The sequence below is a fragment of the Pseudomonas sp. 22082 genome (genome assembly GCF_052046055.1).
GTDB lineage: Bacteria > Pseudomonadota > Gammaproteobacteria > Pseudomonadales > Pseudomonadaceae > Aquipseudomonas > Aquipseudomonas pharyngis.
On sequence record NZ_JBQEQB010000017.1, the window covers coordinates 121,915 to 136,133 of the forward strand.

Genomic DNA, 14,219 nt, shown 5'->3' on the forward strand with positions numbered 1-14,219 from the left:
GAAGGAGTGACGGGATGGATTATCCGAAGAGTGTGCCCAGCGCCGGTCTGGTGAACGGGAAATTTATCGATGAAAACCCGTTGACCGGGACGCCGGGGTCGCTGATCCCCGCTGACTGGGGCAACGGCGTTACGCAAGAAATCATCAATGTGATCAAGGCTGGGGATCTGACCCCGGACGAGAAGAAATACGATCAGTTGTTGCAGGCGATTCAGAGCGTTTCGGCCAAGGGCTGGAATCAGGATCTGGCGTTGCCTTTGGCAGCGTTGCCGTTGCCAACAGTTGCCACGACGGATGCACGGATGCCGATTACGCCAGCGGCCGCATCGACCAGTGGCGGGCGAGTGTCGGTGCCGGCGGGTGTTTACGTCAGCATCGGTCAGGAAGTGGTGGCGGGGCAGTTGGGACGCTCGCGAACGTTCACCACTCAGGCCTGGAGCAGCGCCGATCTGTTACCGAGCTCGAGTTACTTTCTGCGAGCGCAGGTGGTGGGTGGTGCGCTGACGTTTTACATGCAGCGCGGGACGATTTATGACGCCAGCCCTGATGGCTTGAAGGGGACGGTCAATGGTGCGGCGGGGGGTGGGTTCCAGTCGACACCGCTGGATATCTGTCTCGCGTGGGTAGTCACGGCGGGTCCAGGATCTGTGCCGATTGTCCGGCAGATCTACAACCGTAACCGGTTGTCCTGGACTCAAGTGGTCAATGGCAATGGCGTGGTCTATCTGCCGCTTGACCCTCATGCGCGAACAGCGCGTCTGGTGGTCGGGAATCCGACCCCACACCCGACGGCTATCACTGATGTGTCGTTTGCACCGGGCGGCTGGCTGGGAGGGAATTACTGTTTCCTCAATCCGACTATCAGTACGTCCAATAATTGGGACGGTTGGGGAACGGCAGGCGCATCGGTGGGAATCTTCACCAGTAACGTCGTCAACGACACCACGCTTTCAACGTTGACGGCCGGTTTCGATCACTCGGAACTGCGTTCGCTGTGGCAGGTGTACCAAGCCGAGCACACCTGGAACGCAGGGAATGCCGCCAGTGACGAATTGCTATTCGGGATGGGGATCAAAAGTTTTTCTCAAACCGATTATTCGAACGGCATAGCAGTCAATTTCACGGCGGCCGTGAATGTGCATTTGTCTTGGGAGTTGATCCGATGAACATCATTCAGGAACTGCATCAATTCGAAGACGGCTTGCGTCCGGTACCACCTTCTGCCGCCCATGACTGGGACGGTGAGCAATGGCTTGCCAGCGCTGACAAAGCCGCGTTACTGGAGCAGCAGGAAACCGAACGCCTGTGCGCCGGGGTCGATGCCGTCGCCGACAGTGCGCGCACGACTTTGGCCGGCGATCCGCTCAAAGCCCTGGAATACGCCCAGGCTGCCATTGACGCTCAGGCCTTTCAGGACGCCGGTTACCCGAAAAAGGAAGTGCCGCTGTCCGTCGCCGCCTGGGTTGCCAAGGGCCGTTCGGCGAAACAGTCGGCCGAGCAGATTCTCGACAAGGCCGCCCAGCTCAGCGACAGCCTGCTGACCCTGCGCACCTTGCGCCTGAAGGCCAAGACCCAGATTCGTGCTTGTGCAGGCAAAGGCCAGATGGATCAGGCTCGAGCTGCCGCCGATGAGGCGCTGCAGGCCATTCGTGAACTGACCGCCATCCCGGCCTCGTAACCGCAATCGCATCACCCAAGCCCACTTCATTGTGGGCTTTTTATTTTCAGGAACAGAGACGTCTGCGTCGCGGCGAAAGCTTGCGCGCGGCCACGTTTCATTTGTCATTACAGAGGAACGAGCACCCATGGATTACCCAAAAAGTGTCCCCAGCGTCGGCCTGGTCGATGGCCGCTTCGTCGATGAAAACCCGGTGGCGGGAACGCCGGGTTCTTTGATTCCGGCGGTGTGGGGCAACAGCGTTACGCAAGAAATTCTTAACGTGATTACCGGCGCCGGGCTGGCAGCCGCCGAGGCCGATACCGGTCAGTTGCTCAGAGCCATTCAATCGATTGTCGGCAATGCCAGTCCGATGCGTTCGGTGATAACACGGCTGACTGCATCCAAGGCGTTGACTGACCCGGAGCTGGGGCTGGTGCTGATTGATGGCGGATCCAGTGCCGTGACGGTGACCTTGCCGTCGGCAAACGCGGCGCTGGGTGTACGCGATGTGATTGTTCGGCGCATGGATAACAGCGGCAACCGATTGATCGTTCAGGCGTCAGGTTCCGACCGCATTCGTTTTCACACGCACCTGTCACCCAGCGGTTATCCGTTTCTGGTGTTGATGGGCGGCGGGGACTGGTGGCAGTTGCGCAGCGATGCCGCCGGTAGCTGGTGGCCGGTCGGCCGGTTTGACAACACTCCACTTGGCCGGCCGTTTTTCGAGACAACCACCTTGCTCAGTCCCGGTGGTTACGGTGCGCTCAATGGCACGGTCATGAAACGTGCCGAGTGGCCCTGGTTGTGGGACCACGCCCAGCTTTCCGGAATGTTGGGCACCGAGGCCGCGCGTGCGGGCAACGAAGGTAAATGGACGTCGGGTGACGGTGCCGCAACCTTCCGAGGCCCTGAAGGGCGCGGCGAGTTTCTGCGAGTGCTGGACGAGGGGCGGGGCGTGGATGCGGCACGTGCGATGGGTTCTTTTCAGGTGGGCTCGACGCATTCGTATGCCATGGGCGCCAATGGTGCTGGAGCGGTCGGCGCGTGGTGGTCGGACAGCCTGACGAGTTTTGGTGCCGATACTCGTGAAGAACCGCAATACGTGTCCGGGCTGTACAACGGTGGCCCGGTCTTCCCTGCCGGTACGAGTTATCAGCGGGATGCCGCCAATGCCCTGCTGCTGGCGTTCAAGTCCCGCCCTCGCAACATCGCCTATCCCGGCCGTATCAAGCTCATCTGAGGTGCTTATGTTCAATTATCTGTTTGACGGCTCGGGTGCCTTGTCCGGGCCTGTCGAGTTTTTTGTGACCCCGGGCATCGGTATTCAACTGCCCAGCAATGCGGTGGAGTTGTCCTTCGAGTTGCCCGCGCCAGAAGCCGGTCGTACCTGGGCCCTGATCAACGGTGTACCGCGAGAGGTGATTGACCGGCGCGGTCCGGTTTTTCGCAAGGACGGCGGCGGGCAGCAGATCTGGAGTGAGTTGGGGGAGTTGCCCGATACCCTCACAACGCAGCCCTGGCCGGGGGAATTTCATGTTTGGCGCGGCGACGCCTGGCAAGTGGATGAGCAGGCCCGTTTGCTCAGCATCCGCCAGCAGATGCTGGAACAGCGCGACACGCTGCTGCGCGACGCCGTCCTGCGCATCGCCCCCCTGCAATACGCCGAAGACATCGGCGACGCCAGCCATGAAGAGCAACTGCAATTGCTCGAATGGAAGCTCTACAGCGTCGAGCTGAACCGTATCGAAAAACAGGCCGGCTTCCCCGGCGAAGTCATCTGGCCGGCAGTGCCCGGCGCAACCGTAACCAACTGACTGCAGCACAGGGAACCGTGCAATGGATTATCCAAACAGCATCCCCGGCGTCGGCCTGGTCAACGGCGGTTTTGTCGATGAAAACCCGGTTGCCGGCACACCGGGTTCATTGATCCCCGCCGCCTGGGGCAACAGTGTCACGCAAGAAATTCTCAACGCCATCAAGGCGGCCGGACTGACGCCGGACGAGAACAAAACCAACCAGCTGGCAACGGCCATTGGCGCTCTGGTCGACTTCACCAAACTGAAAAACACCCCGACCACGCTGGCTGGCTACGGCATCACCGATGCAGTGGGACGTTTGTTGGCGGTCAGACAGATCGAGACAGTAGGGATCACGGTTTACCGCCCCAACCCCAATGCGAAAAGGATTCGCGTCCGGCTGGTCGGCGCGGGTGGTTCCGGGGGGGGATGTGCACCTGTCGAGGTGAGCACTCTGCGAATTGGCGGAGGCGGTGGCGCCGGTGCCTATGCGGAAGGTCTGTACGACGTGACAACGGACATGCTCGCCGGCGTGCCTGTCACGCTGGGCGCTGGTGGCGCGTCCCGCACTGTGGCTGGCTTGGCGGGGGGCGGTGCCTCGTTCGGCTCTTTGATGAGTGCAGCCGGCGGCGCTGGCGGACAGATTCTGGCTGTCGCCGTGGGACCCACGGCGAACGGCTTCGTCCAGGGCGGCTCCGGTGGTCAGGTGGTCACAGGCGGCAATCTGACCAACGCCCGCGGCATGAGCGGCGGTTTCGCGATGTTCAACAACAATTGGGGCGTGCTTTCCGGTACCGGAGGGGCCAGCCCGTTTGATGGCGGTGCGTCGTCCACCGGTATCAACGGCAATGGCTATGCGGGGGGTCGTGGTTCCGGAGGTGGAGGTACCTGCTCCAACAACACGTCTGTGTCGTTTATGAGCGGTGCCGGTGGCAACGCTTTCTGTGAAATCTGGGAGTACGCGTAATGGTCATGTATGCACGCATTGAAAACGGTGTCGCGGTCGAAGTGATCGACACCGGTGACTACGCAATCGAGCAACTCTTCGCGCCTGCTTTCGTCGCGGCGATGGTGCAAGTGCCCGAGGGTGTGAGCGTCGAAATCGGCGCGCCGATGCCCGAGGCGGCTCGCGCTATCGAGCCTTTGCGGGAACCGCAAAGTCCTGTCATCGCTCAACCCCCAATGGTCGAGGACAAGGAGCCTCTGGCGGCAGAGCGAGTCTGGCGCCAGTCCGCGCTCGCAGCCACCGAATGGCAAGTCACCCGCCACCGCGACGAGCAGGAACTGGGACGCGGAACAACGCTCAAGGCCCAGCAATATCTGGAGCTGCTTGAGTACCGCCAGGCGTTGCGCGACTGGCCAGGTGCCGGCGCATTTCCGTCATCCGTTTCACGGCCCTCAGTGCCGCAGTGGTTGGTCGGCCAGATTGGCTGAGGCCCTCACGCAACCATGTATTCAGATAAGGAGATAAATCTTGGACTACCCCAATAGTGTTCCCAGCGCAGGTCTGGTGAACGGCAAGTTTGTCGATGAAGACCCGGTCACCGGCAAGCCGGGATCCTTGATCCCGGCCAGCTGGGGCAACGGCATCACTCAGGAGCTGCTGACCGTCATTCAGACCGCTGGCCTCACGCCGTCCGAGACTCGAACCGATCAAGTGCTGACGGCATTGCGCAGCAATAAACTGTTTGCGACCGCGCCGCAGTTCGACAACAGTCAGTCGGTGGCCACCACCGGATTCGTGAGTCGCAGCGGTATGCAGTTTTCCGGTTTCGTGTCGTATGCGGTCAGCACCGCTCTGACGGCGGCCAACGTGGGGGGGATCGTCAGTTTCGCCAGTGCGACGCCCATTACCGCAACCTTGCCGACCATTGCCGGAATCGCTCATGCCAGCACTTTGCATATCGCCAATGCCGGCAATGGTGTCCTGACGATCAATCCGTTTGGTTCTGAAGTCATTGAAACGAGTAACGGCACGTTCGGGGCACTCAGTCTCGGCATCGGTGATTCGGCACAACTGGTCAAACTGAGCGGGCAATGGCGCCTGTATGGAGGCTCGATCAGTGACCGATACGCGGCAGCTCATTCCGGCGTCTATGGCAATGTCGGCTACCAGCGCTTTCCCAGCGGCAACATCGATCAATGGGGAGTAGGCACGACCGATGCCAACGGTGATGTCTACGTCACCTTTCCCATCGCATTCCCGACCACATTTTCATCGATCGTCGCCATGCATTCGGGGGGCGATGCAGCCATGGTCATTCAGTACGCGGGATCGGGAAGCAAAACCGGATGCCGTTTGAGAGTCCGCAGCTACAACGGAACCGTCTCGCCAAACTGGGGCATCAATTATTTTGCAAAGGGCTACTGAATGAACCCGTTCAATGTGTTGTTCAGCGCAAGTACCCGGGGCGCTTATGTACCCGGTATCAACGTCTCGGATATTCCCGAGGATGTGATCGAAATTCCTCAGGCGTACTGGATCTCCCTGTTGCAGCAATTGGCCGTCTCGCCAAAGGTGATTGGCGTCAATAACGGTAACGGGTTTCCGATTCTGGTGGATCCGCCGCCGCCGAGTCCCGAAGAAGCAGCCGATATCGAACGCCAGTGGCGTACGGCGCAACTGGCCGCGACCGATGGCCTGGTGGCCCGTGATCGCGATGAGCTGGAGGACGGCGGTGGCACCACGCTGACCACCGAGCAATACGCCGAACTGCAAACCTTTCGGCGAGCGCTGCGCGACTGGCCCCAGGCCTCGTTTTTTCCGTTCAGCGAGCATCGTCCTGTAGCGCCGCGCTGGTTGGCCTCGGCGCTCTAGCAGATAAAGGAAACGGAAATGGATTACCCGAAAAGCGTTCCCGGCATCGGGCTGGTGAACGGCAAGTTCGTCAATGAAGACGTCGTAGGTGGATTGCCGGGATCGTTGATTCCCGCGACCTGGGGCAACGGTGTCACCGATGAGTTGTTGAATGTCGTCAAGTCTGCGGGCCTTGAGCCGAGTGAAAGCGATGCTACGCAGTTGCTGCAGGCGATCAGGAAAATCAGCCAGGCCGGTGAAGACAAGCATGCGGCGGATATTGGTGCTGCCAATCTCTACATGGCGAATTATGTGCCGGCTATCAGCGCGTTGAAGGACGGGCTGGCGCTGCGTTTTACAGCGGCCAATGCCAATACCGGGGCGAGTACGTTTGCACCGAGCGGTCTTCTGCCCAAACCGCTTTTGAGTCTGGCACTGAGTGCATTGCGACCTGCCGAGATTGTCGCAGGCAGTGTGTGTTCGGTGGTGTATAGCGCCGCGCTGGATAGTTGGCTGTTGGTTTACGCGAGTGGTGGCAACGCCAATAGTGGTCGACTGTTGGGGATCAAAACGTTCACCTCGTCCGGTGTTTATGTACCGACGACGGGGATGAAGAATGTGCTGGTCAAGGTGTTGGGTGGCGGCGGAGGCAGCACTGCTATTGCGGCAACCAACGGCAGTCAGATCTCGTCTGCCGGAGGCGGGGCCTCGGGCAGTTATGCCGAGGCCTGGCTTTCCTCCGCCGTCATAGGTGCCAGTCAAGTCATTACCGTGGGTGCAAAAGGTGCAGCGGGACCTGTCGGAGGCAGTGGGGGGGCGGGTGGTACCAGCTCCATCGGTTCGTTGGTGTCTGCACCAGGTGGTGGTGGTTCTCCGTATAACGAGGCGATCAGTGTCAGCAGTTTTGGTCTGTTTGTCGGCGGCTTCCCGAGCAACAGCGCCGTGGGCGGCAACATCGTCAACACCGCGGGTGCTGCGGGCAGTCCCGGAATAAACGTATCGGGCTCGGTGCTGGCCGGGCATGGCGGCGTTTCACCGTTAGGGGGCGGTGGTTACGGCAGCAGTGTTGCCCTGAGTCAGGCTGCACCGGGAACCGGTTATGGATCCGGCGCTGGCGGCATAGCGAACGCCCTCAACCAGCCGAGCAGACCTGGCGGCTCTGGCGCCCCCGGCGTCGTGATCATTTACGAGTACGCCTGATGAAAAACTACGCACGCGTTGTTGAAAACACAGTGGTCGAGCTGTTCTCGACCGATGGAAACATGGTCGAGATGTTTCATCCGGATCTGCTCTGGGTTGACATCACCGACGTCACGCCCGCGCCACAGATCGACTGGTCGGCAAACTTCGGCACCCTTGGCTGGGTGTTTTCGTCGCCGGAAGAAAGTGCCCCGGAGGGAACCCTGAAAACCCTGGCAAAGAAATGGCTGACTGGTCTCGGCCGCCAGTCGTGATTCAATCGGAGCATCCAGGGAGGATCGAGCATTATGCAAATCACTGAAGACAACCTACTCAACATCATGCCCAACGCCCGCCGCCAAGCGGGCGTTTTTGTTTCACCGCTCAACGATGCGATGGCGCGCCATCGCATCGACACGCCCAAACGCGTGGCCGCGTTTCTCGCCCAGATCGGACACGAGTCGGGGCATTTGCAGTACGTGCGTGAACTGGGCAACAACCAATACCTGAGCAAATACGACACCGGTACGCTGGCGTTGCGTCTGGGCAACACGCCCGAGGCCGATGGCGACGGGCAGAAGTATCGCGGTCGTGGACTGATCCAGATCACCGGTCGCAGCAATTACCGCCAGTGCAGTCTCGGGCTGTTCGGCGATGAACGTCTGCTGGCGCTGCCGGAACTGCTGGAGCAACCGCAATGGGCGGCCGAGTCCGCCGCGTGGTTCTGGGCGCAGAACGGCCTGAACGAGCTGGCGGATCAGGATCAGTTCAACAGCATCACTCGGCGAATCAACGGCGGGTTGAACGGTTTGCAGGATCGACTGGAGCTTTGGGGGCGGGCGAGGGCGGTGCTATGCCAGCCTTCGGTTTGAGCGTCTGGCGGCTGCTCGGCCTGATGCTGCTGGCCGCAGGGTCGGCGGCGCTGGCCTGGCAGTTTCAGGACTGGCGCTACGGCCGCCAACTGGCCGAACAGGCCCGGCTGCAGGCCGAGACCCTCAATCAACTGACTTCGGCCGCTGCCACCGCGCAACAGGCCGAACAGGACAAGCGTCTGGCCCTGGAGCAACGGCTCACGGCCAGTGAACAAACCCATTACCGAGCTCTGAACGATGCCCAACGTGATCAGGATCGCCTGCGCGATCGTCTTGCCACTGCTGATCTGCGCCTGTCAGTCCTCATCGACGCAGGCGACGCTGCCCAAGGCTGTGGTGTGCCAGCCGCCTCCGGCACCGGCGGCGTGGATCATGCAACCGTACGCGCCCGACTTGACCCGGCGCATGCTCGACGAATTGTCGCCATCACCGGCGAAGGCGACCGCGGACTGATTGCCTTGCAGGCCTGTCAGGCCTATATCAGAGCGCTGGCGCCCGCACATTTTGAATAAGCTTGTGTATTGAAAGCGCAACCGGCTCGTGTACGGTGGTACCTATTCCATCCGATCCGGAGCGCGCCGTGAAAGAAATCACTCAACTGGCGGCCGAACTTGGCCGACGTCTGCAATTGCTTAACGCTCACGTCACGACGGCCGAGTCCTGTACCGGTGGCGGGATTGCCGAAGCCATTACCCGCATTCCTGGGAGTTCGGCGTGGTTCGAGGCGGGTTACGTGACCTACTCCAACCGCCAGAAAACCCAGCAACTGAATGTACCGACGGAGCTGTTCGGCACCGTGGGCGCAGTCAGTCGCGAGGTGGTCGAGGCCATGGTGCGCGGTGCCCAGGAAAAAAGCCTGGCGCGGTTTGCCGTGGCGGTCAGCGGCGTGGCCGGTCCGGACGGTGGTTCGCCGAACAAACCGGTGGGTACCGTCTGGCTGGCGTGGGGCGTGGGCGACCAGGTTTCCAGCGAGATCCAGCACTTCCCCGGCAACCGCGACGACGTCCGCCGACAAACGGTGAAGGCCGCGCTAGAGGGCTTGCTGCGACTAGCGGCACGAGAAATCGAAAATCAGGGGTAGGCGATCCGTGAACGCTGTGGAATAATACTGGCTACTTATACAGGTGTTGGCCGTCAGGCCTTATTGATTACGTGAGGACTTTAATGGACGACAACAAGAAGAAAGCCTTGGCTGCGGCCCTGGGTCAGATCGAACGTCAATTCGGCAAGGGTGCCGTAATGCGTATGGGCGATCAGGACCGTCAGGCGATCCCGGCCATTTCCACCGGCTCTCTGGGTCTGGACATCGCACTCGGCATCGGCGGCCTGCCCAAAGGCCGTATCGTTGAAATCTACGGTCCTGAATCTTCCGGTAAAACCACGCTGACGCTGTCCGTGATCGCCCAGGCTCAAAAAGCCGGTGCGACCTGCGCCTTCGTCGACGCCGAACACGCCCTCGACCCTGAGTACGCCGGCAAGTTGGGCGTCAACGTCGACGACCTGCTGGTTTCCCAGCCGGACACCGGCGAACAGGCCCTGGAAATCACCGACATGCTGGTGCGCTCCAACGCCGTTGACGTGATCATCGTCGACTCCGTGGCCGCGCTGGTACCGAAGGCTGAAATCGAAGGCGAAATGGGTGACATGCACGTGGGCCTGCAAGCCCGTCTGATGTCCCAGGCGCTGCGTAAGATCACCGGCAACATCAAGAACGCCAACTGCCTGGTGATCTTCATCAACCAGATCCGCATGAAGATCGGCGTAATGTTCGGCAGCCCGGAAACCACCACCGGTGGTAACGCGCTGAAGTTCTACGCTTCGGTTCGTCTCGACATCCGCCGTACCGGCGCTGTGAAGGAAGGCGACGAAGTGGTCGGCAGCGAAACCCGCGTCAAGGTTGTGAAGAACAAGGTGGCTTCGCCGTTCCGTCAGGCCGAGTTCCAGATTCTCTACGGCAAGGGTATCTACCTGAATGGCGAGATGATCGACCTGGGCGTACTGCACGGTTTCGTCGAGAAGTCCGGCGCCTGGTATGCCTACGAAGGCACCAAGATCGGTCAGGGCAAGGCCAACTCGGCCAAGTTCCTGGCGGACAACCCGGAAGTCGCGGCCAAGCTCGAGAAGCAACTGCGTGACAAACTGCTGTCGCCAGCTGTGATTGCTGATTCCAAGGCTTCTGCGGTCAAAGAGACCGAAGACGACCTGGCTGACGCCGACATCTGATTGCACCGATGACAACCGCCGTACTCGATACCCTCGTCGCGGTGCGGCGAACCGCCATGGACCTGCTCGCACGTCGCGAGCACGGTCGAGTCGAGTTGACGCGCAAACTGCGTCAGCGTGGCGCTCCCCCCGAGATGATCGAAACAGCCCTCGACCGTTTGACGGAAGAAGGGCTGCTTTCCGAAGCCCGTTATCTTGAAAGCTTTGTTTCCTATCGCGCCCGCTCCGGTTACGGCCCTCTGCGGATTCGCGAAGAACTGAGCCAACGCGGTTTGCAACGCGCCGATATCGAACTCGCCTTGCGTGAGAGCGGTATCAACTGGCAGGAGCAGCTAACGGACACGTGGCAACGGAAGTTCTCCGGACAGCTTCCCGGCGATGCCAAGGAACGCGCCAGACAAGGTCGATTCCTGGCGTACCGGGGATTCTCGATGGAGATGATCAACCGTTTGTTCAGCGGAAGAGGGATGGACGATTAAATCGCTCCAGCTTCAGCTCAGCTTCATCAAAAAAGTAAAAACGGCCCGCTATTTCGATAGCGGGCCGTTTTTTTTGCCTTCACGTTACCTTCGACGGTTCGCGGGTGCGTTGCGCGGTCTGGGGTTTTGACTGGGCCCAGTTTTCCGGCTGGTTGATGTAGTCCACCAGCTCCCGCAGACGCCCGTGGTTTCGGGCATTGAAAGCGAATGCCAGGCGCGTCAGGTGGCTGAATTGAGCTTCGTCGTGCTCTTCGCCGGCGTAGGCGTGTTGATGGAACTGATCGCTCAGGCACAGATCGGCAAAAGCCTCCTGCATATGGTCGAGGGCCTGATCGCTAAGTTTGTGATTCATGCGAATGACAAACTGGCGCTTGAGCCAGCGGCTGGAATGGAAGTTGCCGTAGAACTGGTTGATCTGCTCCACCGCCTCTTCAACGTTGTAGACCAGGCGTACCAGCTTCAGGTCGGTTGGCAGGATGTAGCGGTTTTCCTCCAGTTGCTGGCGGATGAAGTCCAGCGCGCCTTGCCAGAACGTTCCGCCCGGTGCGTCCAGCAGAACCACTGGCACCAGGGGGCTTTTGCCGGTCTGGATCAGCGTGAGCACTTCCAAAGCTTCGTCCAGGGTGCCGAACCCGCCTGGGCACAAGACCAGCGCATCGGCTTCCTTGACGAAGAACAGCTTGCGGGTGAAGAAGAAATGGAACGGCAGCAGGTTATTGGTACCGTCCACGGTGGGGTTGGCGTGTTGCTCGAAGGGCAGGGTGATGTTGAAGCCCAGGCTGTGATCGCGACCGGCCCCTTCATGGGCGGCGGCCATGATGCCGCCGCCGGCACCGGTGATGACCATCATGTTCGAGCGGGCCAGCGAGGCCCCGAGTTCCCGAGCCATGGCGTAAAGGGGATGTTCGACCGGTGTACGAGCCGAGCCGAACACCGTGACCTTGCGTCGCCCCTTGAACTGTTCAAGCGTGCGAAACGCCTGCTCCAGTTCGCGCAGGGCTTGCAGGGTGATCTTGGCATTCCAGCGGTTGTGATCTTCCTGGGCCATGCGCAGCACGGTCAGGATCATGTCGCGGTAGATGGGGGAATTCGGGCTGTTGGGTGACACCAGGTTGAGTTGTTCTTCGACCTTGCTGATGAGGTCGTGGCCGCTTTCCTGAAAATGACGGCTGAGCAGGTCATTCGGTTGGTAAGGCATGCAACTTCTCCTTCTGCACAGAGCTTCCGGCCCTGACGTGCGACGTCAGTGCCGCGCTGCAAGAAAACAAACAGCCGGCAGCTCCTTTCCTGCCGTTAATAAAAGATCGGGAATACGTTGAATCTAGACCCTCAATGCATTTTTCGCTCATTGAGCATCGCGCCGCAAAGTCTTTGCTGGCAACTGCTTATTGCCGCTTTGCGAAGTGTTTTCACCGCTCGTCCGATGCAGCGTCGAGGGCTGAATGCTCTGATTTACTAAGTTAAAGGCGCCGTACGACAACTTTGCGTCAACGAGCGTACGCAAGGTGCACGCTATTCAAGGATTTGCGGGTGGCAAGGAGGCGGGACACATGACCAGAGTCATTCTGGAGATCGATGCGCAGCTGTATCGATTGTTGAAAGCATCGGCCGAGACCAACCATGTGAGTCTCGAAGAGGAGTGCTGCCGACGCCTGGCGGGAGGGGAGCGCCGCTCGCGTTACTTGCAGGCCTTGCTGGCCGAACTGCGCGCCGAGGATGAACAGCGGCGCGCCACGTCGAGATGATTACTTCTTCTTCGCTGGAGCCGCTTTCGGGCAATCCGATTCCTGGTAGCTGGCGGAGCCGATCGCCTTGTTGGTTTTCACTTCGGTGAAGTCGTAACGCATGATCGCGCCCTTGGCCATCAGCTTGCGGTACGACGGGTTGTTGCAGACCGAAGCGCCCAGCTGGAAATACACGGCTTTCGGATCGGCGCGCATTTTGTCGGCGTGGCTCTTTTGCACGCTCAGGTGATTGACCAGCGTGGTGCCTTCGACGGTGTAGCCCTGATCAAGAATGTCTTCGTTGATCGCCCGTGGCGTGCCGACGCTGCTTTGTGCGGCGACATTGCGCAGCTCTCGGTTCAGATTCTGCTCACTCAGGGATGCAGCCTGAGCGCTGAAGGACGAAGCCAGCAGAATGGCAGCGGTGGGAACGATAAGGCGCAGCATGAAACTCTCCTGGTTCAGTGACTGGTGGTTCGACCAGCCACGTGACTGTGCGTTCAGTGGCGGCGAATTATAGGGGAGCCGGTCGGGAGGGTACAGGCTTGTGCCCGTCGCTCTGGTAAACTGCCGCCCTTTATTGCCCTGCCGAGTGTCGTTCGTGTCGAGTTTTCCTGTCTGCCGGTGCCGCCTGCGATGAATCATGCCCCCAACGCCGTGGCCCGCCTGCGCGATCAGCGCGAGGATGAAGGCATCAAGCCGATCCAGGCCCGTGGCTTTCGCTCCCCGCGCTGCCGCGATTGCCGGGTGATCATCAGCCATTGCCTGTGTGCCTGGCGGCCCACGGTCGATGCGCGCTCGGGCGTTTGCCTGATCATGACCGGCAAGGAAGTGTTCAAACCCAGCAATACCGGCTGGCTGATCGCCGACATCGTGCGCGACAACCATGCCTTTATCTGGTCGCGGACCGAGCCCGACGAGCAACTGCTGGCGCTGCTGAACGACCCGCAATGGCAGCCGTATCTGGTGTTTCCCGGCGAGTACGTCGAACCTTCGCGGGTGACCAACACCTTGGATCTCGATAGCAGCAAGCGCCCGCTGTTCATTCTGCTGGACGCGACCTGGACCGAAGCCCGGAAGATTTTCCGCAAGAGCCCGTATTTCGACCGTTTGCCGATCCTCAGCCTGTTGCCCGACAAACTGTCGCGCTATCGCCTGCGCCGTTCGACCCGCAGCGAGCACCTGTGCACCGCCGAAGTGGCGGCATTGTGCCTGGAACTGGCCGGCGATTCGGACGCGGCGTCGGCGCTGGATGCCTATTTCGATGTGTTCAGCCAGCATTACCTGGGGGCCAAGCAGCAACTGGACGTCAATGTGTCGACGCCGGCCCACGCCGAATTGCTGCCCTATATCCGAAACGCGGCGCCAGTACCGGCCTGATCCTGGCCCATACTGCTAAAGCAGTGGCCGTGCGGCTTGACCACCCCGGCTTCGCTGGTCATGCTTGGCGCCGATTGGGGTGCGGCCAAGGTTTGAAACGCCGCTTTTG

At 60.4% G+C, this 14,219-nt stretch carries 19 protein-coding genes; 17 read left to right on the forward strand and 2 right to left on the reverse strand.

All coding sequences use genetic code 11. From position 1 onward, the window contains the following. The first annotated feature begins 14 nt into the window (after positions 1-14). From ACTJK9_RS19885 to recX, 15 genes are all read left to right on the forward strand, one after another. A complete protein-coding gene (locus tag ACTJK9_RS19885) occupies positions 15-1,166 on the forward strand; it encodes a phage tail protein (RefSeq protein WP_221398834.1) in 1,152 nt (383 codons plus the stop codon). Next, positions 1,163-1,678 (forward strand): phage tail protein, encoded by a 516-nt coding sequence (locus ACTJK9_RS19890; RefSeq protein ID WP_440815632.1) that lies wholly within the window; start codon positions 1,163-1,165, stop codon positions 1,676-1,678. The genes ACTJK9_RS19885 and ACTJK9_RS19890 overlap by 4 nt, the downstream gene beginning before the upstream one ends. Before the next feature lie 127 nt (positions 1,679-1,805). After that, the gene (locus ACTJK9_RS19895) at positions 1,806-2,900 is read left to right on the forward strand and encodes a phage tail protein (protein ID WP_221398835.1); all 1,095 of its coding nucleotides are present in this window, start codon (positions 1,806-1,808) and stop codon (positions 2,898-2,900) included. A 7-nt stretch (positions 2,901-2,907) separates the two neighbouring features. Beyond that, positions 2,908-3,474, forward strand: a complete 567-nt coding sequence (locus tag ACTJK9_RS19900) for a tail fiber assembly protein (protein ID WP_085612324.1) — start codon at positions 2,908-2,910, stop codon at positions 3,472-3,474. 22 nt (positions 3,475-3,496) lie between these two features. Further along, positions 3,497-4,423: a hypothetical protein gene (locus tag ACTJK9_RS19905; RefSeq protein ID WP_440815637.1), complete on the forward strand. Its 927-nt coding sequence runs from the start codon at positions 3,497-3,499 to the stop codon at positions 4,421-4,423. Then, positions 4,423-4,890 carry a phage tail assembly chaperone gene (locus ACTJK9_RS19910; RefSeq protein WP_221398836.1) on the forward strand — a complete coding sequence of 156 codons (468 nt, stop codon included), beginning with the start codon at positions 4,423-4,425 and terminating at the stop codon, positions 4,888-4,890. The genes ACTJK9_RS19905 and ACTJK9_RS19910 overlap by 1 nt, the downstream gene beginning before the upstream one ends. Positions 4,891-4,930: 40 nt before the next feature. Continuing rightward, positions 4,931-5,827, forward strand: coding sequence for a gp53-like domain-containing protein (locus tag ACTJK9_RS19915; protein ID WP_085612327.1), 897 nt, complete (start codon positions 4,931-4,933; stop codon positions 5,825-5,827). Next, the gene (locus tag ACTJK9_RS19920) at positions 5,828-6,274 is read left to right on the forward strand and encodes a phage tail assembly chaperone (protein ID WP_085612328.1); all 447 of its coding nucleotides are present in this window, start codon (positions 5,828-5,830) and stop codon (positions 6,272-6,274) included. It abuts the gene before it with no gap. Positions 6,275-6,292: 18 nt separating this feature from the next. Then, positions 6,293-7,453 carry a hypothetical protein gene (locus ACTJK9_RS19925; RefSeq protein ID WP_440815644.1) on the forward strand — a complete coding sequence of 387 codons (1,161 nt, stop codon included), beginning with the start codon at positions 6,293-6,295 and terminating at the stop codon, positions 7,451-7,453. Continuing rightward, positions 7,453-7,707 carry a hypothetical protein gene (locus tag ACTJK9_RS19930; protein WP_085612330.1) on the forward strand — a complete coding sequence of 85 codons (255 nt, stop codon included), beginning with the start codon at positions 7,453-7,455 and terminating at the stop codon, positions 7,705-7,707. The genes ACTJK9_RS19925 and ACTJK9_RS19930 overlap by 1 nt, the downstream gene beginning before the upstream one ends. A 33-nt stretch (positions 7,708-7,740) precedes the next feature. Continuing rightward, complete coding sequence (locus tag ACTJK9_RS19935) at positions 7,741-8,304, forward strand: glycoside hydrolase family 19 protein (RefSeq protein WP_085612331.1); 564 nt, start codon at positions 7,741-7,743, stop codon at positions 8,302-8,304. Continuing rightward, positions 8,286-8,816: a lysis system i-spanin subunit Rz gene (locus tag ACTJK9_RS19940; RefSeq protein WP_085612332.1), complete on the forward strand. Its 531-nt coding sequence runs from the start codon at positions 8,286-8,288 to the stop codon at positions 8,814-8,816. The genes ACTJK9_RS19935 and ACTJK9_RS19940 overlap by 19 nt, the downstream gene beginning before the upstream one ends. Before the next feature lie 68 nt (positions 8,817-8,884). Further along, the gene (locus ACTJK9_RS19945; RefSeq protein WP_085612333.1) at positions 8,885-9,385 is read left to right on the forward strand and encodes a CinA family protein; all 501 of its coding nucleotides are present in this window, start codon (positions 8,885-8,887) and stop codon (positions 9,383-9,385) included. A gap of 83 nt (positions 9,386-9,468) precedes the next feature. Then, positions 9,469-10,527, forward strand: coding sequence for a recombinase RecA (gene recA / locus ACTJK9_RS19950; protein WP_003222269.1), 1,059 nt, complete (start codon positions 9,469-9,471; stop codon positions 10,525-10,527). A gap of 8 nt (positions 10,528-10,535) precedes the next feature. Beyond that, entirely contained in the window at positions 10,536-11,006 is a 471-nt protein-coding gene (gene recX / locus ACTJK9_RS19955) for a recombination regulator RecX (RefSeq protein ID WP_039771298.1), read from the forward strand. Positions 11,007-11,085: 79 nt separating this feature from the next. Here the strand turns inward: recX and ACTJK9_RS19960 are convergent, their stop codons facing one another. After that, positions 11,086-12,204 (reverse strand): TIGR00730 family Rossman fold protein, encoded by a 1,119-nt coding sequence (locus ACTJK9_RS19960; RefSeq protein ID WP_440815648.1) that lies wholly within the window; start codon positions 12,202-12,204, stop codon positions 11,086-11,088. A gap of 352 nt (positions 12,205-12,556) precedes the next feature. On the opposite strand from ACTJK9_RS19960, the gene ACTJK9_RS19965 reads away from it, so the two are divergent. Beyond that, a complete protein-coding gene (locus tag ACTJK9_RS19965; protein ID WP_011332745.1) occupies positions 12,557-12,751 on the forward strand; it encodes a hypothetical protein in 195 nt (64 codons plus the stop codon). On the opposite strand, the gene ACTJK9_RS19970 is transcribed toward ACTJK9_RS19965, so the two are convergent. Continuing rightward, positions 12,752-13,177: a PA3611 family quorum-sensing-regulated virulence factor gene (locus ACTJK9_RS19970; protein WP_011332746.1), complete on the reverse strand. Its 426-nt coding sequence runs from the start codon at positions 13,175-13,177 to the stop codon at positions 12,752-12,754. A 189-nt stretch (positions 13,178-13,366) separates the two neighbouring features. Here ACTJK9_RS19970 and ACTJK9_RS19975 point away from each other — a divergent pair, with 189 nt between their 5' ends. Continuing rightward, the gene (locus ACTJK9_RS19975; protein ID WP_440815652.1) at positions 13,367-14,110 is read left to right on the forward strand and encodes a tRNA-uridine aminocarboxypropyltransferase; all 744 of its coding nucleotides are present in this window, start codon (positions 13,367-13,369) and stop codon (positions 14,108-14,110) included. Positions 14,111-14,219 lie beyond the last annotated feature (109 nt).

Excerpts from the sequence above, each read along its gene's own strand:
- ACTJK9_RS19885 (WP_221398834.1), top strand. The coding sequence starts at position 15 with ATGGATTATCCGAAGAGTGTGCCCAGCGCCGGTCTGGTGAACGGGAAA.
- ACTJK9_RS19890 (WP_440815632.1), top strand. The coding sequence starts at position 1,163 with ATGAACATCATTCAGGAACTGCATCAATTCGAAGACGGCTTGCGTCCG.
- ACTJK9_RS19895 (WP_221398835.1), top strand. The coding sequence starts at position 1,806 with ATGGATTACCCAAAAAGTGTCCCCAGCGTCGGCCTGGTCGATGGCCGC.
- ACTJK9_RS19900 (WP_085612324.1), top strand. The coding sequence starts at position 2,908 with ATGTTCAATTATCTGTTTGACGGCTCGGGTGCCTTGTCCGGGCCTGTC.
- ACTJK9_RS19905 (WP_440815637.1), top strand. The coding sequence starts at position 3,497 with ATGGATTATCCAAACAGCATCCCCGGCGTCGGCCTGGTCAACGGCGGT.
- ACTJK9_RS19910 (WP_221398836.1), top strand. The coding sequence starts at position 4,423 with ATGGTCATGTATGCACGCATTGAAAACGGTGTCGCGGTCGAAGTGATC.
- ACTJK9_RS19920 (WP_085612328.1), top strand. The coding sequence starts at position 5,828 with ATGAACCCGTTCAATGTGTTGTTCAGCGCAAGTACCCGGGGCGCTTAT.
- ACTJK9_RS19925 (WP_440815644.1), top strand. The coding sequence starts at position 6,293 with ATGGATTACCCGAAAAGCGTTCCCGGCATCGGGCTGGTGAACGGCAAG.
- ACTJK9_RS19930 (WP_085612330.1), top strand. The coding sequence starts at position 7,453 with ATGAAAAACTACGCACGCGTTGTTGAAAACACAGTGGTCGAGCTGTTC.
- ACTJK9_RS19935 (WP_085612331.1), top strand. The coding sequence starts at position 7,741 with ATGCAAATCACTGAAGACAACCTACTCAACATCATGCCCAACGCCCGC.
- ACTJK9_RS19940 (WP_085612332.1), top strand. The coding sequence starts at position 8,286 with ATGCCAGCCTTCGGTTTGAGCGTCTGGCGGCTGCTCGGCCTGATGCTG.
- recA (WP_003222269.1), top strand. The coding sequence starts at position 9,469 with ATGGACGACAACAAGAAGAAAGCCTTGGCTGCGGCCCTGGGTCAGATC.
- recX (WP_039771298.1), top strand. The coding sequence starts at position 10,536 with ATGACAACCGCCGTACTCGATACCCTCGTCGCGGTGCGGCGAACCGCC.
- ACTJK9_RS19960 (WP_440815648.1), bottom strand. The coding sequence starts at position 12,204 with ATGCCTTACCAACCGAATGACCTGCTCAGCCGTCATTTTCAGGAAAGC.
- ACTJK9_RS19965 (WP_011332745.1), top strand. The coding sequence starts at position 12,557 with ATGACCAGAGTCATTCTGGAGATCGATGCGCAGCTGTATCGATTGTTG.
- ACTJK9_RS19970 (WP_011332746.1), bottom strand. The coding sequence starts at position 13,177 with ATGCTGCGCCTTATCGTTCCCACCGCTGCCATTCTGCTGGCTTCGTCC.
- ACTJK9_RS19975 (WP_440815652.1), top strand. The coding sequence starts at position 13,367 with ATGAATCATGCCCCCAACGCCGTGGCCCGCCTGCGCGATCAGCGCGAG.